Source organism: Sphingobacterium psychroaquaticum (assembly GCF_004421025.1).
GTDB lineage: Bacteria > Bacteroidota > Bacteroidia > Sphingobacteriales > Sphingobacteriaceae > Sphingobacterium > Sphingobacterium psychroaquaticum.
On sequence record NZ_CP038029.1, the window covers coordinates 2,057,073 to 2,082,609 of the forward strand.

Consider the following 25,537-nt stretch of genomic DNA (forward strand, 5'->3'; position numbering starts at 1 on the left):
AGCAAGGGCAGGACTTGATACCTGCATGAGTTTTTGTTACTGGAGAATATTAGCCTGCGCTTGCAAGCATATAGCTCAATCTCCCTAGGGTGCGTCTAATTCCGCCACCTTGCTATATTTTAACAAACAACACCTCTGGGCAATCAGGACTTATGAGGCCCTCGTATCAGAATTTTGACACCCTTCTTGCTTATACTTAACTCAACCCAACTCGTAGGTAGTGTTGTTTATTTGACAGGACCGTTCATTCCTGTCAATATGATAATCCCAACCGACTACGTGTCGTCAATCTTCGCGAATATTGGGGATGCCAATGAACTATTATGATGCAATTATAAATACAAATTTTAAGTAATCCAAATGGATTATAAAATTTTTTGTAATGTGTTGGTTTACGGAATTTGAAAATTTATTTAAAAATAGGCTTGAAGTACCTTTGAAGCTATATGGCGGAGGTTAAATTTAAGTTTATTGGTGATGATTCTGAGCTTAGGAAAAAGCTTGCGAATCTTGCTAAAATTCAGTCAGAGATGACTGAAAAATTTAGCGCCGACATGAGTAAATCTCTAACGTCCGGGGCAAATTCTATTGATAATAAAGCGCAGGCGGTAAGTGTTGATGATGTAAGAGCTGCAACGGTAAGACTAAAGGATGCTCAGCTTGCCAATATCGAGGCGTTAAGACAAGCTCGAATAGAAGCTGCTAAACAAAAGCAAGAGCAAGCAGAGCTGAATAATAAGTTTGCTCAAGGAAAAATTGATGCGCAGGAATACGCTTTAGCACAAAAAAAGATTACCACTGAACAAAAAGAGCAAGCTAGACAGGCTCGCGAGCTGAAAAAACAATTAGCAGATGGCAGTGAATACGGTAAGCTTGCGCGTGCGTTGAACAATGTTCGTAAAGAGACTAAGGATGTCCTTGCCGAGATGTTTCGAATGGAGCGCCAAGGCCACGCCAATACGCTTGGATATGAAGCTTTACGCAAGAAGTCTGAAGCACTCACCAAGCAAACTCTATACCTAGACAACGGCATAAAACGTATTGATGCTACCCTTGGCCAGCACCAGCGTAATGTAGGTAATTATGCTGGGGCACTAGAAACTGTGGTTCCAATAATTGGCCGGGTAAATAGTCAACTGGCTGACTTAGGGGTTTCATTAGATGATTTAGCAAATAAGCCAGGGGCGATTAAGGAGGTCGGGACTTCGTTTATGGCTATGGGTAATGCCATTCTTTCATTTGTGCTTACTCCTGTTGGATTACTTATTACAGCGATAACAGCCTTTTACATGTTGTTTAAAGGGAATAAGCAAACGGTTATAGATTTCAATAATGGCTTACTTAACGTAGGAAAAACAACTGGATTAGCAGGAGTAGAACTGCAAGGCTTGTCTGACAGTATAATAAAGCTGTCGCGCTCCCTAAAAACAGTATCAACGGATAAGTTACTTGAATACGCGACAGTTGCTGGTCAACTTGGTGTGAAAGGGTCTGCTAATATACTGGCCTTCAGCGAGGCTCTAGCTAAACTGGAGACTGCATCGGATATTAGCGGGGAGCAAGGAGGAGCAGAGATCGCTAGGATGCTTACTTTGGTTGATGGCGGGGTCCAAAATGTAAAAGCATTTGGTGATGAGATTGTTAATCTCGGAAATAATTTTGCCGCATCCGAAAAAGAAATACTTGGTAATGCCGAGGCGATTTCCCAAAACGTTGGTCTCTATCGCATGGGTAGGCAAGACGTTCTTGCTTACGCAACAGCTACGAAGGCCCTTGGTATTGAGGCTGAGGTTGTCGGGTCTACCTTTCAAAAAACGTTAGGATCCTTCGAGAAGTCCATCCGCTCGGGGAAAGGTCTGGGTGATATATTAAAGGTTGTGGGGGGGAATGCTGCTGATTTGCAAAAGAGGTTCCGAGAGAATGCAAGTGGTGTATTCCAGGACTATGTAAAAGGATTAAATGCAATACATAAAGCAGGTGGTAGCGTAAATGCTCAAATGGAGCAAAACGGCATAACCGATATTCGTCAACGTCGTGTTATCGGGACCCTTGCGGCTGGATATGATACGCTCGCTCGGGCTATGGATACTGCAAAAGATGCATCAGGTGCTATGCAAGAAGAATTTGAAACAGCTTCTGGTAAGTTGGTTAATCAAACGGAACGTATCGGGATTGCGTGGGATAATCTTGTGCTTAGTATTGAAAACGGCAGTGGAGCTATAGGAAAATCGACTGTAGCTATCGTGGATATGTTCGCAACTATTCTCGAAAGTATAACAAACGTAACTACATCACAATCTTTTAGAGAGTTCTTTTCACGTTTTGGTGAGTTCTCTGGTGACAAATTCTCTCGTGAGATTAGCAAATCTATGGGAGATATTGAAAAACTAAAAAATGAAGGTGAGGTAAAGCCGAAAACCAGTCTTACATCATATCGGGATATGAAGGACTTTTTAAGAGCGTCCGCAAGTGAACAAGAGAGGATGTTGGCCGCACAAGAGGAAGCATATAAGTTAAGATTGCGCGAATACAACAGCAATAAGTCGAAAAGTAATCTTGATGAACTTAATTTTCAAGCCGAATTAAGAGCAAAAATGCTGGCAAAAGTTAGTAAACCTACGCTTACGCCAGGTAAAAATACCATCGCTGAATATGAATCCGAAAAAGACCGTTTAAAAAGAGAGAGAGCCGAGCAAGCGGCGGCCCGCAAAAGCCAGCAGTTAGCCGAACAAAGAAGACAAGCAACAGAACGCCAACGCGCGCTGCAACTTTCTATTGATCAGATCAACGAACAGTCATTGCGTCAGCAGCTGTCTAAGGACGAACAGGAGGTAGCTTCTATAAAAGATAAATACAATAAAATCCGGGAGGAAACTCGGAAGTTTTACGCGGATCCGAAGAATTCAGGTTTGAAAGTAGATACTTCAGGGCTTATACAAGCCGAAAAATTCGAATTGTCAGAGCACAAGACGAGAAAAGATACAGATGTATTAGTTAAGGATCTGGCTGAACAAAAGAAACTTCTTGATGAGTACAATTCCTACATGGCTGCGACAAGCAAGGGAGAGGCTGACAAACGATATAAGGACCAATTGTCTGTTGTAGAGAATTATCGAAAAAACCTCATGGCCGAGTTAATGGAGATCGCTTCGCTTGAACAATCTGCAAGTAACAGTGGCTTTACCGGTTCTGATGTGAAATTGACCCAAGCGCAACAGGAGAGAGTTAAAGTTTTAAAAGAGTTGTTGGACAACCACGATAAGGAGGTGCGAGCTAAACAAGACGCAGAGTATATAGCAGCATTGCAACTTGCTCAAGATTTTAATGAGGAAAGATTAAAGATCGAGAAAAAATATCAAGAAGCTCGTGCTTCACTTGGAAAAACTATTACTCCCGAGGAAGATAAGGAGCTAACCCGCAAAGAAAATAAAGAAAAATCAAAATTAGCAGTTGATCAGTTACAAGAGTCTGATGCATGGGCTAATCTATTTTCAGATTTAGATAATAAAACTGTCAAACAAATTGAAACACTGATAGCGGAAATTGAAAGGCAATTCGATGACCTTTCAGTTAATTTTGACCCTATCGACCTTGCTGCAACTCGGAAAAAGCTTCAAGAAGCGAAAGATATTATTATAGATACAAATCCATTCAAAGCTGTCGGAGTATCATTACAGGGCATTTTCAAAGGGGCTTCTGATGACAGCGCAGAAAGTGCTGAGAAAATTAGACAGCACTGGACAAATCTTTCTAAGGCGACAAATAAAAGTTTTGCATTTATCGAAAACGCTGTTAATTCCGCTGAATTTTTAGGTGACGCTCTGGGTGAGACTGGGAAAACAGCTATGTCGGTGCTATCAGGGGTTGCGATGACCGCTACAGCAGTTGCAACAGCAATAAAAAGCGCGGAAAAAGCAAGTGTTGTACTGGCTATTATACAAGCTGCATTGGTTGCCTTGCAGGCTGTTTTTAGTTTTATTGACAGGGCCGCAAAACGCCGCAATGAAGAGTTGAAAAGAGAGCAAGAATACTATAAAATACTTTCTGATACATTCGATATTCTTATTGATAAACAAAAACAGTTGTTTTCAGAGAAAAATGGTAAAGGTGCATTAAAAGCTTATCAAGACGCAATGGATTTAGTCGGTTCAAAGCAAGTGGCAAACCGAAAAGGTTTAGAAGCTTGGTTCGCACAAGGCGCTAGCTGGAAGAGTCATTCCAATTGGTATAATTATGATAAGGAGTTAGGTAATGTCCTTAGCAGGCAAAAGTTGCTCAATATGAGTGGTTATGAATGGGAGGATTTACTTAGAAAGCAACCCGAATTATGGGCAAGACTGCCAGAAGAGGTAAGATCCTATGCGCAAGCCGTCATTGACGCAAAGGGTGAAACGGATGATCTTAAAAAAGCTATTCAAGAAGCATTAACAGGAGTTTCTCTCGATGATTTAAGAAACGAATTTGGAAATCTAGCTTCTATGGCCGACTTGACTTTTGAGGACATATCATCTTCATTTTATAAACACATGCAGAAAGCCGTATTGAGGATGATTCAAGATGAAAAATTCTCCTCTGATATGAAGGAATGGTATAATAATTTTATCGCAGCAACCGAAGATGAAAACCTTACTCAAGCTGAAGCTGATCTTTTAAAACAACAATACCAATCGATAGCAGATGCACAAAATGCGAGGTACCAAAGTATCATGGAGGTGATAGGAGCACCAGTAGAGTCCTCGTCTAAAACACTTTCCAAAGGCATAGCCGGCATAACCGAAACCACAGCCAACCGATTGGAAGCGGAGTTTGGTGGATTGAGATTGGCGCAATTAGAGCTGTTACAGGTTACCAAAGGGCATGGTATTACGTTAAGCCAACAGCTAAGCGTGGCTACAAACCAACTTGCTGAGCTGGTCGCAATCCAAAATAATACTTATAGAACAGCGAATAATACAGAGCGATTAGCGGCAATTGAGGGCACGCTTGTCTCTATGAATAACAAGATGTCTAATTCAGATGCGCAGAGAAGGGGCGCGGGTTTATAAACATGAGCGCATACAGAATAAATGGAATAGATCCCGAGATTACATACGGGTTAACAATCGAAAAGGGATTCAATGCCTCTGTTCGGGCTATGCCGGAGCTAAAGGATAACGGTCTGTCTATCGATTGGGCGGACGATAACGGTGTCGACAGGTATCACGGAATCCGAAAGTTTGCAAGCAAATCTTATCAGGTACAGTGCGTAATTATCGCGACCTCGGCCGCTGACCTACTGACAAAATACAACGCTTTAGAAACGTTCCTGCTAACAACAGGATTGTTCAATTTGGACGATTTAAACGCAGGTAGACGGTATAAGGTGTTTTATAATAAAATGACTAGCCTTACGACAAGCATTACTTGGGCGCGCTTTACTCTAGAATTAATAGACGATTTTCCAACCGATAAATTCCCGATTGTGTAATGATATACGATATTAAGAGAGGTAATACGGTAGTTTGGAGCGGAAAGCCCACAGGGAAGCAGTATAAGGTGATTATGCAGGAGGACCGTGTTGAGATTATGATCAATACGGTTAGCGCACTGTCTCTGAAAAAAGGCGATACTATTACAGTATTTGGCCAGTTGTACAAGCTGAACCGCCCTGAGAACATATCTAAGGTTAATACGCAGGTTGGTTACAGATATAACATCGAGTTTGAAGCGCAATACTACGATTTGGGCAAGTGGACGCTATACACCTTGGATCGTGTTAATGCGCTTACAGACCCTAGCGTTTACCTTATGGGTAATGCGGCAGCTATATTGGGTTTGCTGGTACAAAATGCCAACCGCGCCGATAGTGGCTGGTCTCTTGGTGTGGTGGATGAAACAGACGTTATTCAGTGGACGTTTTCGGGAGCCAAACTTTTGACGGTGCTACAGGATGTGGCGGATCAAACCAATCTAGAATTTTGGGTTGATGGGAAAGTAATTAACCTTACCCGTCGGCAGCCTGAAACAGGCGTTACCTTGGAATATGGCAAAGGCAAAGGATTGTACGAACTGCACCGCACAAGACGTGACAACCCGATCGTAACCCATCTAACGGTACTTGGAGGGGTACAAAATATCCCAAATGACTACGGCTTTCGTAATATTCAGCCTACCGGTGGAAATCCTCGTGTTAATCCAGGGTATGTTGCTGGCATGGATCGCGTGGAGTCGGTTGTTGAGTTTGGGAACGTTTACCCTCGGTTAGAAGCTAAGGTGACAGCGGTACCAGGGATTAATGTAATTCGGTCTACGGATATTGATTTTGACTTATCCAACAACCTGCTCAACAGTGGAGCATCTGCGCAGATAGCGTTCACGAGTGGTCAGTTAGCGGGCTTTGTCTTTACTATAAATGCGTCAGGCTACGACCACGCTACGCGTCAAGTCACGTTTAACAAGATTGAAAACGATACCGCCTATCCAGGTGGAGTGCCAAGTTCGGTGCTCAAGCCTGCAATTGGGGATAGCTTTGTATTTCTTAATATCTCCATGCCGGCTTCTTATGTCACGACAGCTGAGGCAAGAGTAAAGGAGCTCGCGGATCAGTATTTTGCAGAGGAAGGAATCGAACAGTATGATTGGACAGGCAAACTGACACCCAAGTTTTTGTTAGAAAACGACTTGGAGGTGGTTTTGGGTGGCCTCATTACTTTAAGAGCTAGCGATATTGGTTTTAACGGAAAGATACGTATCGCTTCCTTCCAGCGTGATATCCAACAAGAGTACTTATACGACTTTACGTTGTCGAACCTTATAACGATTAGCTCGATCGTCCGCCAGGCAAATTATTCCGATAGGCTATCGGGATTCTTTAATGCATCGACCTCCGGTGGACAAGGTAGCGCGTCGCAGGATTTGTTTGATGTGACTAAGCGGGGCAATGTAACCCCGTTGCCAGCAACATTCCGAGGTACCCACAACACCCACTTACTCGGTATCCCCACAACTCCACCTCCTGCAGGAGAGATGAAGAGCGACATGGCTTACATATCGTATAGCCAAACAGCAGCTGGGGGAGTAGATCCGGAGCCGGGAATGGACTTCTACATCAAGCAGGCGCAGGATGCCGATTTATCCAATATACAGAATGGTCAACTTGTCTACTGGGATTCTACTGTAGGGAAATTCAGAGGAAGAAACGAGCAGAGCCTTGCCGCTTATGCAACAATGTCCTGGGTATTAACACAGGGCTACATTACCCAAGGCGCAGCAGATAGTAGATATCTATCGATAAACCACCCTGCTAGTGGTGTAACAACGTCTTTGATAAATAACTGGAATGCAGCTTACGCAGATCGTCATACGCATGCAAACAAATCGGTACTGGATGGTATTACCTCCGGCTTAGTCGATAATTGGAATGCAGCGTATGTGCATAGTGGTGTATCGGGCAACCCCCACAACACACAGTTCTCACAACTCCTAGCTAAACCTACAACATTGGGAGGGTATGGGATAACGGATGCAGTGGATTTGTTTAGCGCGCAGATTATTAGCGGAAGGAAAACCTTTACAGGAGGAAGTAGTAATGCATGGAATCAAACTGCTTTAGAAATTCAGGGTAATGGAACAACATCGAAGTATCCTGGTATTGCATTTCATCAGCCGGGAATCGAGGCTAGAGTGCTAAACATGCGTCATGATGCTCACATGTACCTAGATGATTGGCGTATCTACGATACTAGGGACTTTACAGTCGGTGTTAACGCCACTCCTTATACTGTGGTTCAGAGAGATGGTAGTGGTTACATACATGCTCAATACATAAGTCTACAACTGACGAAAGCTGGCTTTAATCCCGCGCCAATCAATGGACTATTGGGTTTTAATAATGTAAACGGAGATGAATATGCTTATCAGTTTTCACAATCTGCTGTCAACCAATTCTTAGGTATGCCAGCTGGTGGAGATACGCTTCAGAGTGTGACAAACAGGGGAAGCTTTACAACAAGTTTTGTAAAATTTGGCGGCTTGTCAAACATAGTTAACGGGGATGGAATTGAATTTTTCTTTGACACATCAAGCAATACGGGTGTAATACAAGCATATGGAAGGGGTACAAGTAATGCTTACCAACAGTTAGTTATTGGCGCATCTGTACTAACCTTAAGTTCTCCTCTTATCAGCGCTTCAGGCAAAATAACCTGTCCTGTAATCGAACCGTCAGCCTTTATACTTCCAACGGCTCCACCGAGCAACCCCGAAACAGGTAAATGGTACTTATACATAACGACTAACTAAGATGGCAGCACCAGGATATCTATACACACATAAACTACCTGCCTTTAGCTTAAGCGAGGCAGAGAAACGGGTGCTACTTACTTCCTCTAGCGAAACAGTAGAAACGTTGAAATCTAGGTTCTACTTGGATGGGTTCATACGTGCTCGGAAAGATGGAGAATTGAAATGGGCGGGTTTCTGTATTGTAGGATCTGTGAACTACTACATGCATAATACAGCTCGCCATGGCTATATGCGAGCTAAGCACAACGGACAGGATATAGTTGTGTTCTGGGATGCAGGGCTGAATACGTTAGGGAGAAATGTAATATCAGACTTGAAATCAGATTTATTGTTTCGCGGAGTATTGATTTCTCTAGATGTTTACCCCGCGTGGTATACAGAGGGGCAATATTGGGTAAGATTCAGAGAAGCCAGTTCGCTAAACTGGACATCTTGGACGCATGCAGGCAATGTGACAGAGGGGCAGTATTTAAATGGAGGAATGAGTAAGGAGGTAGATCGATACTGGAATTTATCTGATCTATTCCCTGACTTTAAAGCTGGTAAAATCTACTTTATGCAATCAAAACATGTTAATGTGGAAGGTGAATCTATTTCCGATGAACGGAGTGTTACTATTGTTGTTGCTCCTATCGAAATGAAGAGAGGACCGAGTCCCAGGGCAGCATATGAAAGTACCATAATCTTTAATATCTATACTAATTCAGCCGATTTAGAAATTGGAACAAGACTTTATGAAGACGAAAAAATGCAGGAACCAGTTGCCAGTGGGTATCATATGCCACCAGATTCAACAAGCTGGTACAGGGTAGATTTACAGGGATATATAATAGAAAGAGGTTCATATGTAGAGCCAATTCAAAAATTAGTCTATGACCTCGGAATAATAAGGCTGGACGAAGGTAGATCTAAGGTTGGGGATATTGAATTTGGAAGGTCTGTTACATCGACTTCAACAGTAAATGAGTTTTGGGGGCCGATTGCCGTCGCAGTAGGAACGCATGATGGATCATTTAACGACTTTAGGGGATATGTTACATTCCAGGTATCAGGTGGCATAATTGCGCCCGGTCAAGTAATCCCAATATCTGAACTTAGTAGTATCGACGAATCATATAATCTGTATAACTGGGGGTACATCATTACTATAAACGGACAATTGTACACAAGAGATAATTTTTAAACATGAAAAAGAACATAATAGCAACGCACAGCCCGAACGAGGTTAGGGGATTGCAACAACAAAAGAAGTTAACAGGATTTACAGTAAACCCCGAAACGGGATACGCTTCGATTTCATACATCGTTGAACAGTTGGATCCTAAGGGCAATCCCCTTCCTATACCTGGAGAAATTGGTCATATAAACTGGGATACAAAGATTCTCAACACGGCTGAAGGTCAAATAGGCGGAGAACTTCCGGCCGATGTATTAGCTGTAGTTCGTCAAGTGTACGACCTTGTCGAGCCGTTATTCAAGACTTACGGAGACATTAAAGAGGAGGAAAATAATGAAGAATAAGGAACTACAAGCGGTAAAAGCGGCTTTGTACGCAATGCAATTCAGCACTTACGGTGAGATTAAAGCAGTTGCCGATGCTGATTCGAAGATAGACGCAGCAACACAGGCCGCGCAGGTAAAGTACAACGAAGTATTCGCTGCAAACAAGATCAAGACAGCTAACGGGCGTTATGACATCTCGCCCGAGCACAAGTTATTTGCGAAGGTCGAGATGGAGTTGCAGGCAAAGGGCAACGAGGAAAGCGGAATCGATATCGCTTTCCTTACTCCCGAGCAGTTCGAACGGGCAATCGCTACACGGGAGCCGATACCGACGGAGTTATTAACAATAGCGGTTAAGTATTTGGTAAAGTCATGAAAACAGGAGAAAAAGGATTATCACTGATCAAGAAGTTTGAGGGCTTCTTTCCAAAGCCGTACAAGGATCCTATCGGAATTCCAACGATAGGCTACGGTGTAATAAAGTACCCGGATGGAAAAAAGGTAACGATGCAAGATGCGGCTTTGACGGAAAAGCAAGCCAGTGATATGCTCGCACAGCTGCTCACACAAACCTATGAAAAGGATGTGCTCCGGTTGGTAAAAAAGCCGCTGACACAAAACCAATTCGATGCACTTGTAAGCTTTACCTACAATTTAGGAGGTGCGAATCTGGGTAAATCCACTCTTTTGAAGAAGGTTAACGCAAACCCTAACGATCCATCCATAGCGTCCGAGTTCGTTAAATGGAACTTGGCAGGGGGAAAGGTATTTGCTGGGCTTACACGAAGAAGAAAGGAAGAAGCGGCATTGTATTTTACTAAATAGAGAAAATGGATAGAGAGCTTATCAAAATTGCACTAAAAAGCCCGATCACCTATGCGCTTATTATTGTCGCATCGATTCTAACGTTCTTCGTATCCGCCTATTCTAATAGGTCGGATGATAATCTGCATGCATGTAATGCTCAAATTGAGTACCTCCGCATAAGGATCGAGAAGTTAGAAAAACAGGTAGACGAATACACAAGGGTTGTTCTGTACAAGGATGCGCAGATAAAATCACGGGATTTCGTCTTAGATTCTTTGAAAAATGAGAAATAACATTTTCACAGCACTACTGGCCGTAGCGGTCGTAGTGCTATTGTACATTGTATTTACCATTCGTCCGTACCAAGACAATAAAATTGCTGAACAGGCTAAGGAGGTTGTTAGGTTGGAAGTAGATAAGGTTAAGAAAGAAATTGACAAAAAAGGCTTCCAACATGCGGTTATTGAGGATAAACAAAATGTTGTGAAGTCATTGTCGCAGCTGTCGGATAGTTCGAAAAGGGAGATTGATAGCATAAAAGCATTGTTGGCCATTAAGGATAAGCAATTGAACCACTACATAAGCTATTCGGCAACGCTTGAAGGAAAGCTTTTAAAGGCGGTAAAGACAGATACGAGTTACATATACAAGGATAAATGGGCGACAATCGAATATGTTCCTGATACGTCAGACGGAGCGTTTAACTTCTCCTACAATGCGGACATAAACTATGTTGAATACTGGCGCAAGTCTTGGTTTTTAGCCCCAAAGAAACATTATGTAGATTTTTGGATATCAGACCCACGTGCCACAATAAACGGTGTAAAACGGGTTAAGATTGAAGCCAAGGAGCCGTTTACCAAGGTAGAAGTAAATAGTATGATTTTGGTTGACGCAGACGTCAACACGGGTGCTGATGTGGGGTTAAGTATAGGGCGATTTAAGGTAGGGGCAAGCTACCTGTACAACTTGGACAAAGAAGTTTGGAAGCCCTATTTCTATGGAAAGTATAAGATTTTAGGATTTTAATAAAGGAGGTAAATATGTATGAAATAGTAACCAATGAAGGGAGTATAAATGTCCTCGCTAACGGGAAAGTAGCACGTACAATCCCTAAAGGACAACAGACAGCAACAGAGCAGGCAGAAGTCGTACAGCTTGCAGCGCTGGGTACCGCGATAAGTTTTAATCTACCTGTCAGCACTACAGTAGACGGTGTTGCTTCTACGACATTAGGTGAGCTTGCTAGTAAGCTAAGTTCTTTTAAACGCGGTGGGGGTGGCGGCGGTGGGGCCACAGTTGACTTCGTAAATCAAAGGGCACCGTTATTAGGTAACGGTATGTTTCTGGTAGGTTCTGCAGAAGGTAACGTCGGAAGAAGGCCACGTCCAAGTGACAATGGTCTGACGGCAGTAAGTAATGTATCCGTTAAAGCATCGGGTTCCGATACTTATGAAATGGTTGCATTTACAGCAGCTGCAACAAATTTCTCGCTAGCTTACCGGGGTAGTAGTGGCACATTTGCGCTTAACGACGCAACTGCAGTAGGAAATCCGGTTACGTTGGGGCAGTACCAAGGCATAACCAATAACGCATTAACCTCGACAGAGACTAACGCAACTCTTAACGCGATGTATCCATCCATTGCCATAAATTCAGAGGTAAGGAGTATTACAAACAAAATTAAGTATATAAAAAAATCAGCTACACAATGGGAACCAATACCAATGAACGTAATGCCTTAATAGAGGTAGAAACAATTACCCCCGTAATAGATACGGACGGATATCCTAAGACACACCTGTACTACGATTCGAGGGACGGTGACAAGTTCTATAGAGGCATGGAGCCAGTCGAAGTTGGAACAGAACAAATAGAAGGTGAGGACGGAGACTTTGTAACCGTACCTGTGCATGAAGACAGGCCGATCCTTGTTGCCGTCATTGAGGAAAGCAACATTGTAGGGGTAGTTGAATTGTAGGAATAGTAAAAGCCACTATCATTAGTGGCTTTTACTTTAAAATCTACTCTTGTAATCTTCCTCACAGGCTAATACGATGCTTCTGCTAATTATTTGCCCTTGAAATAAGAAAGTGTAAACCGCGTAGTAGAGTGAACTGGAATCGAACCAATGTTTCCGTTACCATGCGTAGTTGGTAACAACGTCTTTACCTCTAGACGACCACTCCATTTGAAATTACAACAACAAGCTTAGTCGTAGATGTAATCCTATATGATATATTTTAATTATCACCTTGATCAAGACAAGAGTTCAACAGTATATGAAGTCTATCTATTAAACTAGATTGTAGATTTCAATAACCGATCTGATTCTAATTCATCATAAGGTATATTGATATACTGAAGTAATTGATCAATTATATCATTATCTACATTATCATCAAATTTCCGAGCAAAAAGATGACTGCTATTTATCAGATAGTCGAGATCTTTAATTTCGAATGTCTTGGGTCTTAATTTAATTAGTCCATCAGGTATCCAAATAATGGCTCTTTTATCATCATTCACCAAACCACCGTTAAATGAGGTATTCATCAAAACTGTTTGAAAAAAGGATTCATCAGCAATCAAAGTGTTCAAGTAATAATCTTCAAATTTTTTAACCTCGGAACTATTGGATATAAACTTACAACATTCACGGGTAAGCATCATCCACTGTCCTCCAATGAAAGGTGTGATGTTTTCCAAATACTCCCTAGGATGTGTCTTTAGGGAGATTTCGCCATTAACCTCCTCAAAAAAGTTTTCTATCCTATTCATTGTTTCAGGTCTGACATCCTGTTGGTTTTCATATTTCAAAAAGCTGGTCCCCTTGTTCCTACATAAAAAATCTTTAATGATTTTTTGAGATTTCAAAGGGAAATCTTGTCCACTAAGATTGATGAAATAGTCCCACTCGACATTGATGTTTAGAAGATATTTAATCCCTTCTAATTCTGCCTGGACCATACTGTAACCTCCCCATACTACATCTTCGCTTTTGAGAATAGCAACATTTTTGTAGTTGTTTAAATATAGGTTCAGCACTTGCTTGACACTCTCGTTTGCTTTTTTATCAACATGAATTAGATAGAAATTGTCGCTGTCATAAATCGACGAAAACAATCTCATAAATTGCTCTGGAAGTCTATGTACCATGATAAAGTAAGCAATTTTAACAGTATTTGAACCGTTTAAGGAGACTAACCGACCGTTAGTGCAATGTTCATAAGGATCTTTCATTTTTGTGATTAATTTTCGCAGGGTGGTAATATTGCGAGATGAGATTTTTCTAAAGGTACACTAAAGATTGGTAAGATTTATATTTATCGGTGTCATATTCGTATCCTCTTATTTTCGAAAGGTTACATTTGTTGATTGGGGCTTACTCAGGATATCGTAATTTTAACTAAAAAGGATAAGTCGGTTTGTAAAGGGTATATTTGTGCTTGCACCAGTACATTTGACCATGAGTAAATTTAATTACAAGAGCGAAGACGAATCCTTATCCTATTTTAAAGCCAACGAGAACTCGCTTTATCCTAATTTACAAAACCTTTCAATAGTCAAATACCTAAAAGATAGAGATGTACTACTTCTTACCCAATTACACTTTGAACATGCTGCTATCGACGCGAGTATTTATATAGTCGATGTTATTTGGGAAGCTCATGGATCACATGGCTTGTTGCTGCACAAAAAACAGGATTTGAGAATGGATATTGAGGGCTTTAACGGAAATACTTTAATTAAATCTCAATTAAGGCAGTTCAGGAGAGAATTTGAGGGACGGGTTTAGGGAGGAACTACCGTGTTGTTTTATCCTATTATCTGACATACTCGCAAGCGAAGTATCCTTGATAAAATCAATCATTAATAAAAGCTGTAAACTATAATAATTGATTGTTTAGGCGGGGGCGGAAATAAAAAAGCCCCTGCTTTGGGGCTTTACTTTAAAAATCTATTCTTGTAGTCCTCCTCGCAAGCTTCAGCAATAGTTACAGCTAATTCCTGCTGCATTGATCCATAAGCTATTCTACTGTCATGCGGCAAATGTAGGATTTAGGAGCTATATAAAATCACAAACCATAATTAGTAACTTTTTGGAATGTTTCTTCGTCACAGTAATCGCATTTATATTTGCGTGATTCTTTCAAGTAAGTTGAAATTAAAGTTATGAATTCATGGCCATTTAATTCTATAGTGAACCTATTATCATATCCACATTTGCCGCAAGTAGTCATATAAAAATAAGTTCTGATTGTATTCATTTGGAAATATTTAGGCAATTATAAACTTGAAGTTAAGTTTTTAAGTTCTGATAAGCAAGGATTAGCATTTTTTGTGACAGTGCAATTTATAATATTTTATAATCCAAATTGTAATCACTAAAATATTGGAAATATTTACAATTATGGAGCTACCATTGATGCAAAGAAAGAGAGATGCTGCAAGGGAGTGGTACTGGTTTAAGAATAGTATGTAGATTACTTAACATATTCCCTGACAAAATATCCAAAGTAAAACCAGTCCTTATCACTTAATGAGCTTTTAGGTATAAACTCAATACTTGTTTCAGTGATAATAACCTCACACTTGGCAGCGAAAGCATTCGAGTACATATTACTTTCGATAGCCTCCTTTATTACATTAATGATTTCCGCCTTACCTGAAATTTTCATATTGCAAATATTCCGATAATACTTTTTCTTCCATTACGGAAACCCGTACTAAAGACTGCTTTTATTTAGGTTAATTTAAAAAATGAAAAGGACATTTTCGTTTTATTGGATTACTCCCGATAAAATGATATTTTAATGGTCTACTATTGACCAAAACCATAAATTATGAAAAATAACTTGTATAAATTTACCAATGAAGAGCTTAAACATATCAACGATCTATCCTGTGAGATTAAAAATGCCCTGAATAATAATGATAAGGGACAGATCGCTAAAATTTTAACGAGAATACAGCTTGATGAAGGTAAAATTCAAAAAGTACTCTTGAAAATGGAGGCATAGGTGCGTTTGAACAATACGGAAAACCGTAATACTTTTATTAACCGATAAGATGCCTTTATTGGTAGATTTGCATCATGGTTGATAAAGTCATCATTTTCGAACTTAATGATTTCAAATTCTTTATAAAGAATAAAGCTAAAACTACTGGGGAGCTTCGCAGTAGTTTTCGGCAATACGCCATATTGGTAAAGAAGTATTGGCCACGCGATATGGAAGACGATCAGCTTTTGTTAAAGAGATTAGATTCTACTCTAACCAAACTTAATTCATCAGATAACATACCCTTATATAAAAACAACGATGACTCATTTTTTCTAAAAGATGATGTTGTCGATATAGTTAACAGTATTAATTGTTCGTTATTCAATTATTATTATCAGAATTTAAGTAATCCAGTATTCTAGATAAGTTATTTATTTCTTCCTATTTGACTTTAATTTTATTTTTATAAAATTTGTTAAATGAAAGAGCAAATATTTACGTTCGTGTTTTATACAAATGATATAAACAATCCTGTGTTGTATGGTTCACCATCTGAGCTAATTGATCTTTTACCGCCTAAATTTCATTTTGTAAAGAATGAAGTTTTCGAAATAAACGCAATTAGATACAGAGTAACCAACACTTCAATCTGGAAAACTATTGGAGCCAATGTTAAGAGGGGTATGAATATTCAATGTGAAATCGTAAAGTGAAATTTTAACACTTTTAATTAATTAAAAATTTATAAATTTACGCTTTCTGATAATTATTAAATTGTAATTCCTATGAAAGTAACAATGATAATGACAGCAGAGGGTTTAAAGTTTCATGATTATAAATCTGAAACCAAAGCAACTAAAAATATTCAACAGCATCCTTTTGCATTTGTAGGCACGTCATCAATGAGTCGTAAGATTGTACTTTTGAAGAAGGCAAAAGATGATATAAGGGAATTAGAGTCTGATATATAACTGCTTTGTGTATTAGTAATAGCAGATCAGAAACTATATATGTCAGTAATTAAAAAAGCCCTAACAAGAATCTGTTAGGACTTTTAATTATGAGATTGATGAATTTGCTTGATTATTTGTCCAAATCTTTCAGCCAGGACTTGACTTCTTCACGTGTTTTGCCAGTTTTTTCTTGTAGTCTACCATAGAGTTCATCCTCTTTCCCCTCAATGTACAGTAAATCATCGTCGGTTAAGTCAGCATACTTTTGCTTAACCTTTCCCTTAAGGATGTTCCATTTTCCTTTTAAATCCAATGTATCCATATCAATTCTATTTTAGTTTTATTTATAACGCATAATGAAATGATAATGTTTTCATTTAACAGAAATTTAACTAATTGGATTGGTGCGTATATGGAGGATATCTATAGCCAAAGGAGCTTAACAAAATAATTATCTAATATGTATTGGATTATTTTAGGGAGGGGAACCTGACGCCAAATGTTATGCAGAAAGATGTCTGTAGTCTATCAAAATATAAGCATACCTGTTTTTTAATGCTTTAAAACTATAGGGGCTAAAAAAACGGTTTAATCTGTTCTATAAATTACCATGCGTCGGTTAAACTTTCTTTTATGTTATTATTTGCGACCTCCATAACCCCGTAGAATGTAGTACTTAATAAGTTTGCATTAACGTTATATTTTTGAAGTCTTTTTTCTTTAGTTTTTCCCTGTGATCTATTTACTTCCTTGGCAAGTTTGAAAACTATATCTTCAAGCGAAGAGCCGTACATGCTATAACTTGATGCGTCGTCGGTATGTATATCAAAAATTCTCAATCTAACCTTTCCATTCTTTACATCGAATTGCATTGTAAAATGAAACGTGCCACCAACGGATTTAGATCCATACCACCAACTATTGTCATATGTTTCTCTCGACGATATATTGCCCTTACAAATGATTAGACCTGTATTTATATCCTCTGACTGAATTACACTTTTAGCACTTTTAAAGTAGATTCCAATAAACCGCTTTGCTGCACCATAAATAGCATCTTTTGATGCGTTTGGGTAATCATATATTCTTTCGTAAATAATTTTTTCATCAATGATAGGAATTTCTTGAGATAGGCATTTTAGTGGTGCTAGCAAAATGAAGAATATTAAATATTTCATAAAAATTTAGTCTTATTATTCAAAAGTAGTAAAGATTTTTATACTGTAATCATGATGTTGAATATAAATTCCCCCTTTTGTTTTTCTTATATTTGTGTTTAAAAATTAACCAATGAAAAGCTTCTTTATGAAGAACAAATATTTTTTTTATGGAGTATGCAATGTAATTGTTGGCTTTTTACTGTGCTTATTTCTTCTAAAAGGTAATCCACATAATATTTCTAGATGGATTCATTATGCTGTCTGGGGAAATGTAGCTGATTGGTGTATGACTGTTATAACTGGCTTTACTGCGTTTTACTTGGTTAAAACATTTAGAGAACAGCGTAAAACTACGGAAATTGAGCAATCCAGATTCTTACAAGAAATAAAGCCTTCCTTAAAAGTAGCATTCAAAAATAAAGAGCTTGTTTTACTGGTTGAAAAGAATGGTGCATATAATGTAGTTATAATAAATAAGAGCGATAAAGATGTTGAAATAAAGGACTTATCGAATGAAGCACACTTTGAAAACATTCAAACAGGGGTACCTTTATTTCTTGATCGAAATTTTCAATTCCCAGCAAATACTGAATCTGCATTAGGAATAGAAATATATTACAGTGATAGACTAGGAAACAATTATAAACAAACATTTATAGCATTACATAACAAGCATGTAATTTCAATGGAATTAGTACATGTTAAGGAAAGTCCATTCGATCCAAGGAAGATTTGAGCTGTAAAACATTAACCTTAAGCCGTATTGCTACGACTTGGGGTTAAACAATGGGTCTACAAATCTCTTCTCAACTGGGTTAATATCTTTTATTCTCTTGTATGGCATTCTCCACTTCTCTAGCCCATCCAAACTTGACACAGTAACATATTTAAAGCACGGTCTTATAAATTTGTACTCTTTAACATTGCCATCTTTCCATCGATCTATTTTGAAAATATATCCTTTCTTTATATAACTTTTATATTCGAGTTCCTTTACAGATGACTGCATGTGATGTGTTGGATTGAAAAAGAACTTTTGAAATGAGGTTTCATTTTTAAAAGTGGTATCTTCAAATACAACATGAATACATTTTTCAGTTATTTTCCAACATGTACCCAATTTCCCTTCTGAAAGAACTGTATCTCCTACAACGAAATTCATAATCTTGTATTCGATTCCCTATACATCGAGAGGTTTTAGGTTTATTTGGAAGTAATTTTGTCCTTAATCTCTTGTGTTAATCGAAGTATTTCCTTCGTTGTATCTTTGTTAATTTTGCCATCTATAAACTCAGACTTTACGAAGCCTTCAATCACTTCTATGTCAGTAAAAATTTCATTTATCATTACGCTGCTTGTTTTAAAATTTCCTTTCCTTGCGATTCGCACCAGCATTTAACAACTAGCGGTACCACGGAATTTCCAATAAACTTCTTTTGATCAGATTGATTCCCGTACAACTTATAATCAGCAGGGAAGCCCTGAATAACTTTAAGCTCCGACACTTTAAGCATGCGCATCTTTATGTCAGATATTCCGTAAAAGGCCATGAACTCTTTGATCTTGATCATTGTCTCGGAATCACCTTCGTAAATAGGTATGTGATGGCTGTCTGATTGGGAGTACTGAACCAAATAAAGTGGGGCTTTGTCTTGTCTTGCTACTATTACGGGACACGGTTGATTGCAATGCATCGTGTGCCCACCATGGCTTGGATTAAGGATGAATGGAGCGGAAACAAGTGCGTGCTTATCTGACGTCATAATGGTGCCGGCTGGCTGATTAATAGATTGATGATTATGCTCGCCGCTGTACTGTTTGTCTAGCCAGTTCACCTGGACTTTAGTAAATCGATCCTTAGTCGTTAGTGTGCCGGCAGGTTCATCAATAGATGCAACATTTTCGCCAGTACCATAGTATTTTGTAAGGAAGGATGCATTGATAATTGAATGATGATCAACGGTTGTAATCGTTCCAAGTGGATTATTCACAGAGGCAATTTGTCCTTCAGGTTTGCCGCTAAAATACCGAGATATAAATGATGCTTGAACAAGTGATTGGCTTCCGGATGTCGTTATCGTACCTAAAGGATTATCGACACTTGTTACTTTACCTGCTGGCCTTCCACTGAAATACTTTGTTATAAAAGAATCTGTTCCGCCTGCGACATGTTTGACTAGCCCCGCATAAATTCGACGTAATGTAGCTTCGACCAAGGGTTTCTTACGTGTGAAAATGCTTTCTCCTTCATCTGAAAAATCTAAAACATCCTTTACGGGCTTCCACTTTTGTAAGTACGAATCAAACAGTGTCGCAGTATTTCCAACTTTTTTACTGTGTGTTGCTGTAGGCCATACGATCGGTAATCCATCTTTCGCAAAGCAGCCAAATAGACGGTTTCGGGAAGTATAAGCCCCAAAATCAGCAGAGTTTAATTCTCGCCATTCATCGCGGTACCCGAAGGAATTTATGTGATTTCTCCATCGCATCCAATCTTGTCCCGATTTCATGCTGACTGGTTTTCCCTTTTCGTTTAGAGGTCCCCAGCTCATAAATTCTACTACATTCTCGATCTGTACGTAATCGGGATTTATTGCCTGAATATATCTGTCTAAATGATCAGCAAGTGTCCGGCTATCGGCATCGCGAGCTTGTCCACCCTTAGCCTTTGAAAAATTGGTACACTCCAAAGATGCCCATAACACAAGTTTCGCTTTTGGATACAAGTTTCGGTACGTATTAACTAATGTGATTAACGGATCTAGTTGCAGTGTTCTGATATCCTCCTCGAAATGGAAAACTTCCGGATGATTTTCCCAATGGCTCCGAATTGCTTTATGATCATGGTTCACACATGCTGCAATTACAGCTATGCGATTGCCAGCGGTGTTGCGCGCTTGATCAAAGCCTATTGTAGTGCCGCCTGCTCCGCAGAATAAATCTACGATTACAAATTGTACATCCTCGGGGGCTTGTACAACTGTAGGAGTAAAAGGCTTATGTTGTAATACGAATGCGTTTATCATTTCCAATCAATTTGCGCCCTCAACAACCTAACTAGGCTTATGAGGGCAAGGGTTAGTATTATCATTGTTTACTGTGTTATTCTTGTTTATCACCAAATTCCGTGTTAATCTTAGACTGCATAGTTACCGGGACACCTTCCTTACCGATGTACCCGCGGTAATCTGCGTACCACTTGGATACTGTCTTTCGACTGCATCCAATAAAGCGAGCAAAATCTACGAAGGATACTCCCGAGGTTACAGATTCAATTGCCTGGGCACGGATGTGGATAGGGTAGGTGAAGTTGGGCATGGTTAGAAAAGGGTTAGTTGTGGATGAGGTTGGTTTAATTGAGCCTCGTTTGAAATCCCAGTTGCTGACGGAGTATGCTCAATGGTTGGGTACTCAACACATGCTTTCTCGTGTATACCCCCAACCTTAACCAACGCTGCTGAGCCCTTTAATCCGTATTCTTTACTGCATACATTGCAGTCCGAGACCTTCACGCGCTTCGCTATGCTGCTTTCTGTTATACTTATTGTTACCACTCCATTAGAGCAGCTAGAACAATGGTAGTTTGTGTTTTTCATTTGGTTTTTTTATTGGTGTGTAAATAATTGTAAACTTCTTCGCGTTACACCTAGATTAAATGCTGTAATATGCTGTTGTTAGATCGGCGATTGATGTAAATACCGTACCGTTGAAATCGGCATGACCGACTGCGAGAATCTGGTCAACCATTGATTTGTACTCAATCAACTGGCGACTCCGCATTCGCTTCAAACACAGTTTTCTTTTGAAAGAGTAGGGGATTGATAATATCATTGGCCACCTCCATAAAGAATTTCTTTAGCATCTTGTAGAACTTTATTTGTTCCTGCCATATTAGGATAAATGTTGTTTGCGATAATGTTTCCAATGAACTGGGGATGTGGCGTTACAAATGCTGCTGTTTGTAGCTGCGGGCTGTTCAGCATTCGGTCGGCGTTTTCTCGGTTTTCTTGGACGATCGCTTTCATCCATTTGTTATACCCGTTTGGATCATTTGGATTCCAATCTAAGGGGATGATTGTTTTTTGGATTAACAATTTTTTACCACTCATAATTTTGACTTTTAATAGCAAAGCCTGATCGGGTTTAGAGAAGTGCAGTCTCCGCCCCCAATCAGGCTCAAAATCTCTTTGGTATTTTATGTTCAGCTTCTGCACTTCTGAACTTTCAACAAGTCAAAGGTGAAAAAGATAATTAAGTTATCCAAATAGATTACTTTTTGTTTTTGTAAATATCTGTGTTACAAATAATTAATTTACAAATAATTTACAATGTGGAAGTTGTTGTGTGTTTACTTTATTGGTAATTAGGTTGTTATGTTGTTGTGATGATTAATTGGATACATTAATCATAGCCGCAAAGATACGGTTTATTCTTGGATTTTAGGCTATAGATGGCTGTTCACTTTTATTGTTTAAGGATGCCTTAAAAATATAAACCCCTGCGTCAACAAGGGTTTATATTTTTCTTAAAAGAGCACTCTGCGGAGTACGATACTCAACGATTTTAAGCCATAATAACAAGTACAAATCCAATAAGAGCGGGAAGTCCTTGTTTGTAAAATATACCCTTGTCTGCAGTGATTGCGCCGAAAATTGCAGCAATAATAATACAGCCGAGAAAGAACAAGATTTTTAACGTTTGATGAAGAATTTCTTAAGTCGCCAAAAGGAAAGGATATTATTATAGGAATATAGGAGTCGAATCGACCTGTCGGGATCTTTCTGGGGGACGATATTATGCTTTTTTTTGAATATTCTAGAAGAGGTTAAAATCTCTTAATTGTGTAGGTTTTAGGTTTATTAGACAGATTTCTTAATAAACAAAATCCAATATAACTAGGCTTGGTGATATCACTACTAGGAGAGGGGATAAAGCTTGTTATCCCCGTATGTCTAATCTGTACAAATTTACCTGTACTATTCCAAACGCTGTTGTCTACTCCGTATCAAGCTACTGTAGTTTGTTTTTCGTTTACATAAGATGTGCATAAACAAGAGAAATATTAAGATTGAAAAACTTTATTTAGTAGCTATTTAGAGTTTAAACGATCTATAATTGGGGCATATGTCTCTGGTCTATAGTAATCGGAGAACATAGTGTTCTTGAATACTCTTTCTGTTTCATCAAAGTAAAATTTATCCGGTGACATACCTGTGATTTTAGACAAGCCGTTTATTAGATATTGTACATCATAGTTTTTGCCATTTACAGTTATCTGTTGATTTTTAGATGGAAATTCAGGTGATTCCTCCTTCTTTTCACACGAGCTAAGACCTAGTCCCAGCAACATGAATAATAGCAATATATTTCTCATAATTAATTATCTGTAAGATAGTCAATTATGATAGTATTTTTTTTACGGGTTTCCGTAAAGTAAAAAGCCACTAACTAGTGGCTTTTATGTAAAGTGCTTGCCTTGATATGGAAGGTCTAGAGTATTTCTCCCGGATTCGGAATATCTCCACCGCCTGGAGCAACCCATCTATTTGCATTAATTATTTTACTTCCGCATTCTCCAACATAATTCAATGTGATTGATAAATTATTATCGGCTGTATGTGGATTTTGATCGGTTCTAACTGTAATTACATTAGAATTTTGCCCACTTATAATCGTTCCGCCTATAACACTCCAATTGAAGGAATTTAGATTAAAACCACTATCAACATAAAATTGATAAATTGTACTTGGTTGTAACGTAATTCCATTAGCGCTATCCTTTATATCACCTGAGCTCGGGTTACCAACATATATTGTCTGACTGACGTTATTCTGACCATTATCTGCTACTAGAACTATTTTTCCTGATCCATTGCCAATTTTTGAAACTTTATACTGTCCTCCGCCAAGATCCGTTAAAGTAGCTGTGTTATTTGCACCTTCTAGTGTAACTGTCGTGGCATTGGCAACTGTATATATTTCTTCTGAACAGATTGATGTAGGGCCATTAATTGTGGGAAGAGGTCCTGGTTCGAAACGGACATGTAGTATACTATAATTATTACTTCCAGGCGCTCCGTACATCTCTGTCCATCCATCATTGTAATCAGGGAATGGATACTGGTCTTTATAATATCTATATTTTAGTTTAAGGCGATCGGTTCCATTATCAGCTAACTGATTAGACTGGATAGAGCAGTTGATGAATTTTGTATTGGTTGCATCACCTGATATAATGTCACTTGATGTGAATTTTAATGTATCGCTAATATCGGTGATTCCCAAGCTACTTTCTAAGTATACAACTGCCTCAATTTTAATAGGTCGTGTGAAATTTACAGGTTGAAAAAAAAACATGCCGGTCTGAAAGGTTGTTGTCCCTGTACGTTTAATTTGTACAAATTTACCTGTGCTATTCCAAACGCTGTTGTCTACTCCGTATGAAGCCACTGTAATTAATTGACCATTTACATAGGAGATACATAAAAACACGAAAAAAGTTAAGATTGAAATAAATTTTATTTACGTAGTTATTTAGAGTTTAAACGATCTACAATTGATGCATATGTCTCTGGTCTATAGTAATCGGAGAACATTGTGTTCCTGAATACTCCTTCGGTTTCATCAAAGTAAAACTTATCCGGTGAGATACCTGTGATTTTAGACAAACCGTTTATTAGATATTGTACATCATAGTTTTTGCCATTAACAGTTATCTGTTGAGTTTTTGGCGGAAGTTCAGGTGATTCCTCCTTCTTTTCGCATGAGCTAAGACCTAGTCCTAAGAACATGAATAATAGTAGTAAATTTCTCATAATTAATTATTTGTAAGATAGTCAATTATGATAGTAGTTTTTTTACGGGTTTCCGTAAAGTAAAAAGCCACTAACTAGTGGCTTTTATTTAAAAATCTAATCTTGTAATAATCCTTACAAACTCCATCGACGGTATTGGTTAATGTATTCGCCATATCCCTATAAGTAAAAAAAAAACTGCCCGTAGTCTTCTGGGGTAGTAATGATTTGAAAGAGTTTTTTAGTTGGAGAGGAAAACGTACTTAAATTATAGAATTCTTTGAACACTATTCATAATGAAAATTTGACTTTTTTTTATTTTGGTGCCATTTCAACTAACATGTAACTACGATACTCAACGATTTTAAGCCATAATAACAAGTACAAATCCAATAAGAGCGGGAAGTCCTTGTTTGTAAAATATACCCTTGTCTGCAGTGATGGCACCGAAAATTGCAGCAATAATAATACAGCCGAGAAAGAACAAGGCAATATTCTGTTGCCACACACCATCCGTAATAAATAAAGACCAAATAAGGCCTGCGGCTAGAAAACCATTATAAAGGCCTTGGTTTGCTGCTAGTCCTTTTGTCTCCTTAAATAGGTGTTCCGGTAATGATTTAAATGTTTTTTTTCCGGCCGTTTCCCAGGCGAACATCTCTATCCATAGGATGTATAAGTGTTCGAGCGCAACGACGCTAATCACTATTTTTGCTATAATTCCGAGCGTTCCTTCCATAAGTTTATTTATGCTTTACAACAAATTTACAAACAATCTTGTTTGTAAAGACTAAAATAAAGGTCTGAACATAAGTATGGCACTTATCCCTTGTTTACAGCTTCATGGAACCTAACTAAGCGGATATAGGCCGGACATTTATCGATTTCTTTTGTCCAAGCTTCGGCCATTTGAAATGATGTTTTTAAAAACAAATCTACATTGGTAACCACTTGGTCCGGATTTATACGTACTTCTGAAGGGTATTCCTGCCCTAATAACGCACTTTTTAACTCACTTATTGACATACGGC

The 25,537-nt window shown here is 38.8% G+C and carries 29 protein-coding genes and 1 pseudogene; 15 read left to right on the forward strand and 15 right to left on the reverse strand.

The window, feature by feature from the left end; all coding sequences use genetic code 11:
- Window positions 1–446: 446 nt before the first annotated feature.
- Genes E2P86_RS08615 through E2P86_RS08665 form a run of 11 tightly spaced genes read left to right on the forward strand, consistent with a single transcriptional unit; the run spans window position 447 to window position 12,574 of the window.
- Window positions 447–5,045 (forward strand): phage tail tape measure protein, encoded by a 4,599-nt coding sequence (locus E2P86_RS08615; protein ID WP_134432406.1) that lies wholly within the window; start codon window positions 447–449, stop codon window positions 5,043–5,045.
- A gap of 2 nt (window positions 5,046–5,047) precedes the next feature.
- Window positions 5,048–5,467 carry a hypothetical protein gene (locus E2P86_RS08620; RefSeq protein WP_134432408.1) on the forward strand — a complete coding sequence of 140 codons (420 nt, stop codon included), beginning with the start codon at window positions 5,048–5,050 and terminating at the stop codon, window positions 5,465–5,467.
- Window positions 5,467–8,280 carry a hypothetical protein gene (locus E2P86_RS08625; RefSeq protein WP_134432410.1) on the forward strand — a complete coding sequence of 938 codons (2,814 nt, stop codon included), beginning with the start codon at window positions 5,467–5,469 and terminating at the stop codon, window positions 8,278–8,280. Before E2P86_RS08620 ends, E2P86_RS08625 begins: the two co-directional genes overlap by 1 nt.
- A 1-nt stretch (window position 8,281) precedes the next feature.
- Window positions 8,282–9,466, forward strand: coding sequence for a hypothetical protein (locus tag E2P86_RS08630; RefSeq protein WP_134432412.1), 1,185 nt, complete (start codon window positions 8,282–8,284; stop codon window positions 9,464–9,466).
- Window positions 9,467–9,468: 2 nt separating this feature from the next.
- Complete coding sequence (locus E2P86_RS08635) at window positions 9,469–9,804, forward strand: hypothetical protein (RefSeq protein ID WP_134432414.1); 336 nt, start codon at window positions 9,469–9,471, stop codon at window positions 9,802–9,804.
- Window positions 9,794–10,162 (forward strand): hypothetical protein, encoded by a 369-nt coding sequence (locus tag E2P86_RS08640; protein ID WP_134432416.1) that lies wholly within the window; start codon window positions 9,794–9,796, stop codon window positions 10,160–10,162. The genes E2P86_RS08635 and E2P86_RS08640 overlap by 11 nt, the downstream gene beginning before the upstream one ends.
- The gene (locus E2P86_RS08645) at window positions 10,159–10,611 is read left to right on the forward strand and encodes a lysozyme (protein WP_134432418.1); all 453 of its coding nucleotides are present in this window, start codon (window positions 10,159–10,161) and stop codon (window positions 10,609–10,611) included. The genes E2P86_RS08640 and E2P86_RS08645 overlap by 4 nt, the downstream gene beginning before the upstream one ends.
- A gap of 5 nt (window positions 10,612–10,616) precedes the next feature.
- A complete protein-coding gene (locus tag E2P86_RS08650; RefSeq protein WP_134432420.1) occupies window positions 10,617–10,886 on the forward strand; it encodes a hypothetical protein in 270 nt (89 codons plus the stop codon).
- Entirely contained in the window at window positions 10,876–11,622 is a 747-nt protein-coding gene (locus E2P86_RS08655; RefSeq protein ID WP_134432422.1) for a hypothetical protein, read from the forward strand. Before E2P86_RS08650 ends, E2P86_RS08655 begins: the two co-directional genes overlap by 11 nt.
- 14 nt (window positions 11,623–11,636) lie before the next feature.
- On the forward strand, window positions 11,637–12,338 hold the full coding sequence (locus E2P86_RS08660) for a hypothetical protein (RefSeq protein WP_134432424.1): 702 nt from the start codon (window positions 11,637–11,639) through the stop codon (window positions 12,336–12,338).
- The gene (locus E2P86_RS08665) at window positions 12,305–12,574 is read left to right on the forward strand and encodes a hypothetical protein (RefSeq protein ID WP_134432426.1); all 270 of its coding nucleotides are present in this window, start codon (window positions 12,305–12,307) and stop codon (window positions 12,572–12,574) included. Before E2P86_RS08660 ends, E2P86_RS08665 begins: the two co-directional genes overlap by 34 nt.
- A gap of 127 nt (window positions 12,575–12,701) precedes the next feature.
- Here E2P86_RS08665 and E2P86_RS18170 read toward each other — a convergent pair.
- A pseudogene (locus tag E2P86_RS18170) lies at window positions 12,702–12,782 on the reverse strand.
- Window positions 12,783–12,894: 112 nt separating this feature from the next.
- A complete protein-coding gene (locus E2P86_RS08670; RefSeq protein ID WP_134432428.1) occupies window positions 12,895–13,836 on the reverse strand; it encodes a beta-1,6-N-acetylglucosaminyltransferase in 942 nt (313 codons plus the stop codon).
- Window positions 13,837–14,062: 226 nt separating this feature from the next.
- Here E2P86_RS08670 and E2P86_RS08675 point away from each other — a divergent pair, with 226 nt between their 5' ends.
- The 3 genes from E2P86_RS08675 (at window position 14,063) to E2P86_RS08680 (ending at window position 16,570) form a co-directional block, all read left to right on the forward strand.
- A complete protein-coding gene (locus E2P86_RS08675; protein ID WP_134432430.1) occupies window positions 14,063–14,392 on the forward strand; it encodes a hypothetical protein in 330 nt (109 codons plus the stop codon).
- Between the two features lie 1,048 nt (window positions 14,393–15,440).
- The gene (locus E2P86_RS18175; protein ID WP_166785175.1) at window positions 15,441–15,617 is read left to right on the forward strand and encodes a hypothetical protein; all 177 of its coding nucleotides are present in this window, start codon (window positions 15,441–15,443) and stop codon (window positions 15,615–15,617) included.
- 767 nt (window positions 15,618–16,384) lie between these two features.
- On the forward strand, window positions 16,385–16,570 hold the full coding sequence (locus E2P86_RS08680) for a hypothetical protein (RefSeq protein ID WP_134432432.1): 186 nt from the start codon (window positions 16,385–16,387) through the stop codon (window positions 16,568–16,570).
- 112 nt (window positions 16,571–16,682) lie between these two features.
- Here E2P86_RS08680 and E2P86_RS08685 read toward each other — a convergent pair whose 3' ends face one another.
- Both E2P86_RS08685 and E2P86_RS08690 read right to left on the reverse strand, forming a co-directional pair.
- The gene (locus E2P86_RS08685; RefSeq protein ID WP_085472989.1) at window positions 16,683–16,874 is read right to left on the reverse strand and encodes a CsbD family protein; all 192 of its coding nucleotides are present in this window, start codon (window positions 16,872–16,874) and stop codon (window positions 16,683–16,685) included.
- Window positions 16,875–17,157: 283 nt separating this feature from the next.
- The gene (locus E2P86_RS08690) at window positions 17,158–17,730 is read right to left on the reverse strand and encodes a DUF4468 domain-containing protein (RefSeq protein WP_134432434.1); all 573 of its coding nucleotides are present in this window, start codon (window positions 17,728–17,730) and stop codon (window positions 17,158–17,160) included.
- A gap of 127 nt (window positions 17,731–17,857) precedes the next feature.
- On the opposite strand from E2P86_RS08690, the gene E2P86_RS08695 reads away from it, so the two are divergent.
- The gene (locus tag E2P86_RS08695) at window positions 17,858–18,448 is read left to right on the forward strand and encodes a hypothetical protein (protein WP_134432436.1); all 591 of its coding nucleotides are present in this window, start codon (window positions 17,858–17,860) and stop codon (window positions 18,446–18,448) included.
- A gap of 30 nt (window positions 18,449–18,478) precedes the next feature.
- Here E2P86_RS08695 and E2P86_RS08700 read toward each other — a convergent pair whose 3' ends face one another.
- From E2P86_RS08700 to E2P86_RS08745, 11 genes are all read right to left on the reverse strand, one after another.
- A complete protein-coding gene (locus tag E2P86_RS08700) occupies window positions 18,479–18,874 on the reverse strand; it encodes a hypothetical protein (protein WP_134432438.1) in 396 nt (131 codons plus the stop codon).
- A gap of 184 nt (window positions 18,875–19,058) precedes the next feature.
- Window positions 19,059–20,738, reverse strand: coding sequence for a DNA cytosine methyltransferase (locus E2P86_RS08705; RefSeq protein ID WP_134432440.1), 1,680 nt, complete (start codon window positions 20,736–20,738; stop codon window positions 19,059–19,061).
- Between the two features lie 76 nt (window positions 20,739–20,814).
- Window positions 20,815–21,030: a helix-turn-helix domain-containing protein gene (locus tag E2P86_RS08710; protein WP_134432442.1), complete on the reverse strand. Its 216-nt coding sequence runs from the start codon at window positions 21,028–21,030 to the stop codon at window positions 20,815–20,817.
- 2 nt (window positions 21,031–21,032) lie between these two features.
- Window positions 21,033–21,308: a hypothetical protein gene (locus E2P86_RS08715; RefSeq protein ID WP_134432444.1), complete on the reverse strand. Its 276-nt coding sequence runs from the start codon at window positions 21,306–21,308 to the stop codon at window positions 21,033–21,035.
- A 55-nt stretch (window positions 21,309–21,363) separates the two neighbouring features.
- Window positions 21,364–21,543, reverse strand: coding sequence for a hypothetical protein (locus E2P86_RS18180; protein WP_166785121.1), 180 nt, complete (start codon window positions 21,541–21,543; stop codon window positions 21,364–21,366).
- Window positions 21,540–21,821 carry a hypothetical protein gene (locus tag E2P86_RS18295; protein WP_240775590.1) on the reverse strand — a complete coding sequence of 94 codons (282 nt, stop codon included), beginning with the start codon at window positions 21,819–21,821 and terminating at the stop codon, window positions 21,540–21,542. Before E2P86_RS18295 ends, E2P86_RS18180 begins: the two co-directional genes overlap by 4 nt.
- Window positions 21,822–22,275: 454 nt before the next feature.
- Window positions 22,276–22,398: a DUF1304 family protein gene (locus tag E2P86_RS18385; RefSeq protein ID WP_200811787.1), complete on the reverse strand. Its 123-nt coding sequence runs from the start codon at window positions 22,396–22,398 to the stop codon at window positions 22,276–22,278.
- 804 nt (window positions 22,399–23,202) lie between these two features.
- The gene (locus E2P86_RS08730) at window positions 23,203–24,162 is read right to left on the reverse strand and encodes a hypothetical protein (protein ID WP_166785176.1); all 960 of its coding nucleotides are present in this window, start codon (window positions 24,160–24,162) and stop codon (window positions 23,203–23,205) included.
- Window positions 24,163–24,242: 80 nt separating this feature from the next.
- Window positions 24,243–24,527, reverse strand: a complete 285-nt coding sequence (locus E2P86_RS08735) for a hypothetical protein (RefSeq protein WP_134432450.1) — start codon at window positions 24,525–24,527, stop codon at window positions 24,243–24,245.
- Window positions 24,528–24,870: 343 nt separating this feature from the next.
- Window positions 24,871–25,245, reverse strand: coding sequence for a DUF1304 domain-containing protein (locus E2P86_RS08740; RefSeq protein WP_134432452.1), 375 nt, complete (start codon window positions 25,243–25,245; stop codon window positions 24,871–24,873).
- 83 nt (window positions 25,246–25,328) lie between these two features.
- On the reverse strand, window positions 25,329–25,532 hold the full coding sequence (locus E2P86_RS08745) for a DUF6965 family protein (RefSeq protein ID WP_134432454.1): 204 nt from the start codon (window positions 25,530–25,532) through the stop codon (window positions 25,329–25,331).
- Window positions 25,533–25,537 lie beyond the last annotated feature (5 nt).

Excerpts from the sequence above, each read along its gene's own strand:
- E2P86_RS08620 (WP_134432408.1), top strand. The coding sequence starts at position 5,048 with ATGAGCGCATACAGAATAAATGGAATAGATCCCGAGATTACATACGGG.
- E2P86_RS08700 (WP_134432438.1), bottom strand. The coding sequence starts at position 18,874 with ATGAATTTCGTTGTAGGAGATACAGTTCTTTCAGAAGGGAAATTGGGT.
- E2P86_RS08705 (WP_134432440.1), bottom strand. The coding sequence starts at position 20,738 with ATGATAAACGCATTCGTATTACAACATAAGCCTTTTACTCCTACAGTT.
- E2P86_RS08615 (WP_134432406.1), top strand. The coding sequence starts at position 447 with ATGGCGGAGGTTAAATTTAAGTTTATTGGTGATGATTCTGAGCTTAGG.
- E2P86_RS18175 (WP_166785175.1), top strand. The coding sequence starts at position 15,441 with ATGAAAAATAACTTGTATAAATTTACCAATGAAGAGCTTAAACATATC.
- E2P86_RS08665 (WP_134432426.1), top strand. The coding sequence starts at position 12,305 with ATGGGAACCAATACCAATGAACGTAATGCCTTAATAGAGGTAGAAACA.
- E2P86_RS08645 (WP_134432418.1), top strand. The coding sequence starts at position 10,159 with ATGAAAACAGGAGAAAAAGGATTATCACTGATCAAGAAGTTTGAGGGC.
- E2P86_RS08625 (WP_134432410.1), top strand. The coding sequence starts at position 5,467 with ATGATATACGATATTAAGAGAGGTAATACGGTAGTTTGGAGCGGAAAG.
- E2P86_RS18180 (WP_166785121.1), bottom strand. The coding sequence starts at position 21,543 with ATGATATTATCAATCCCCTACTCTTTCAAAAGAAAACTGTGTTTGAAG.
- E2P86_RS18295 (WP_240775590.1), bottom strand. The coding sequence starts at position 21,821 with ATGAGTGGTAAAAAATTGTTAATCCAAAAAACAATCATCCCCTTAGAT.
- E2P86_RS08640 (WP_134432416.1), top strand. The coding sequence starts at position 9,794 with ATGAAGAATAAGGAACTACAAGCGGTAAAAGCGGCTTTGTACGCAATG.
- E2P86_RS08675 (WP_134432430.1), top strand. The coding sequence starts at position 14,063 with ATGAGTAAATTTAATTACAAGAGCGAAGACGAATCCTTATCCTATTTT.
- E2P86_RS08670 (WP_134432428.1), bottom strand. The coding sequence starts at position 13,836 with ATGAAAGATCCTTATGAACATTGCACTAACGGTCGGTTAGTCTCCTTA.
- E2P86_RS08630 (WP_134432412.1), top strand. The coding sequence starts at position 8,282 with ATGGCAGCACCAGGATATCTATACACACATAAACTACCTGCCTTTAGC.
- E2P86_RS08735 (WP_134432450.1), bottom strand. The coding sequence starts at position 24,527 with ATGAGAAATTTACTACTATTATTCATGTTCTTAGGACTAGGTCTTAGC.
- E2P86_RS08635 (WP_134432414.1), top strand. The coding sequence starts at position 9,469 with ATGAAAAAGAACATAATAGCAACGCACAGCCCGAACGAGGTTAGGGGA.
- E2P86_RS08660 (WP_134432424.1), top strand. The coding sequence starts at position 11,637 with ATGTATGAAATAGTAACCAATGAAGGGAGTATAAATGTCCTCGCTAAC.
- E2P86_RS08655 (WP_134432422.1), top strand. The coding sequence starts at position 10,876 with ATGAGAAATAACATTTTCACAGCACTACTGGCCGTAGCGGTCGTAGTG.
- E2P86_RS08685 (WP_085472989.1), bottom strand. The coding sequence starts at position 16,874 with ATGGATACATTGGATTTAAAAGGAAAATGGAACATCCTTAAGGGAAAG.
- E2P86_RS08680 (WP_134432432.1), top strand. The coding sequence starts at position 16,385 with ATGAAAGTAACAATGATAATGACAGCAGAGGGTTTAAAGTTTCATGAT.
- E2P86_RS08695 (WP_134432436.1), top strand. The coding sequence starts at position 17,858 with ATGAAGAACAAATATTTTTTTTATGGAGTATGCAATGTAATTGTTGGC.
- E2P86_RS08715 (WP_134432444.1), bottom strand. The coding sequence starts at position 21,308 with ATGAAAAACACAAACTACCATTGTTCTAGCTGCTCTAATGGAGTGGTA.
- E2P86_RS08710 (WP_134432442.1), bottom strand. The coding sequence starts at position 21,030 with ATGCCCAACTTCACCTACCCTATCCACATCCGTGCCCAGGCAATTGAA.
- E2P86_RS08690 (WP_134432434.1), bottom strand. The coding sequence starts at position 17,730 with ATGAAATATTTAATATTCTTCATTTTGCTAGCACCACTAAAATGCCTA.
- E2P86_RS08650 (WP_134432420.1), top strand. The coding sequence starts at position 10,617 with ATGGATAGAGAGCTTATCAAAATTGCACTAAAAAGCCCGATCACCTAT.
- E2P86_RS08745 (WP_134432454.1), bottom strand. The coding sequence starts at position 25,532 with ATGTCAATAAGTGAGTTAAAAAGTGCGTTATTAGGGCAGGAATACCCT.
- E2P86_RS08740 (WP_134432452.1), bottom strand. The coding sequence starts at position 25,245 with ATGGAAGGAACGCTCGGAATTATAGCAAAAATAGTGATTAGCGTCGTT.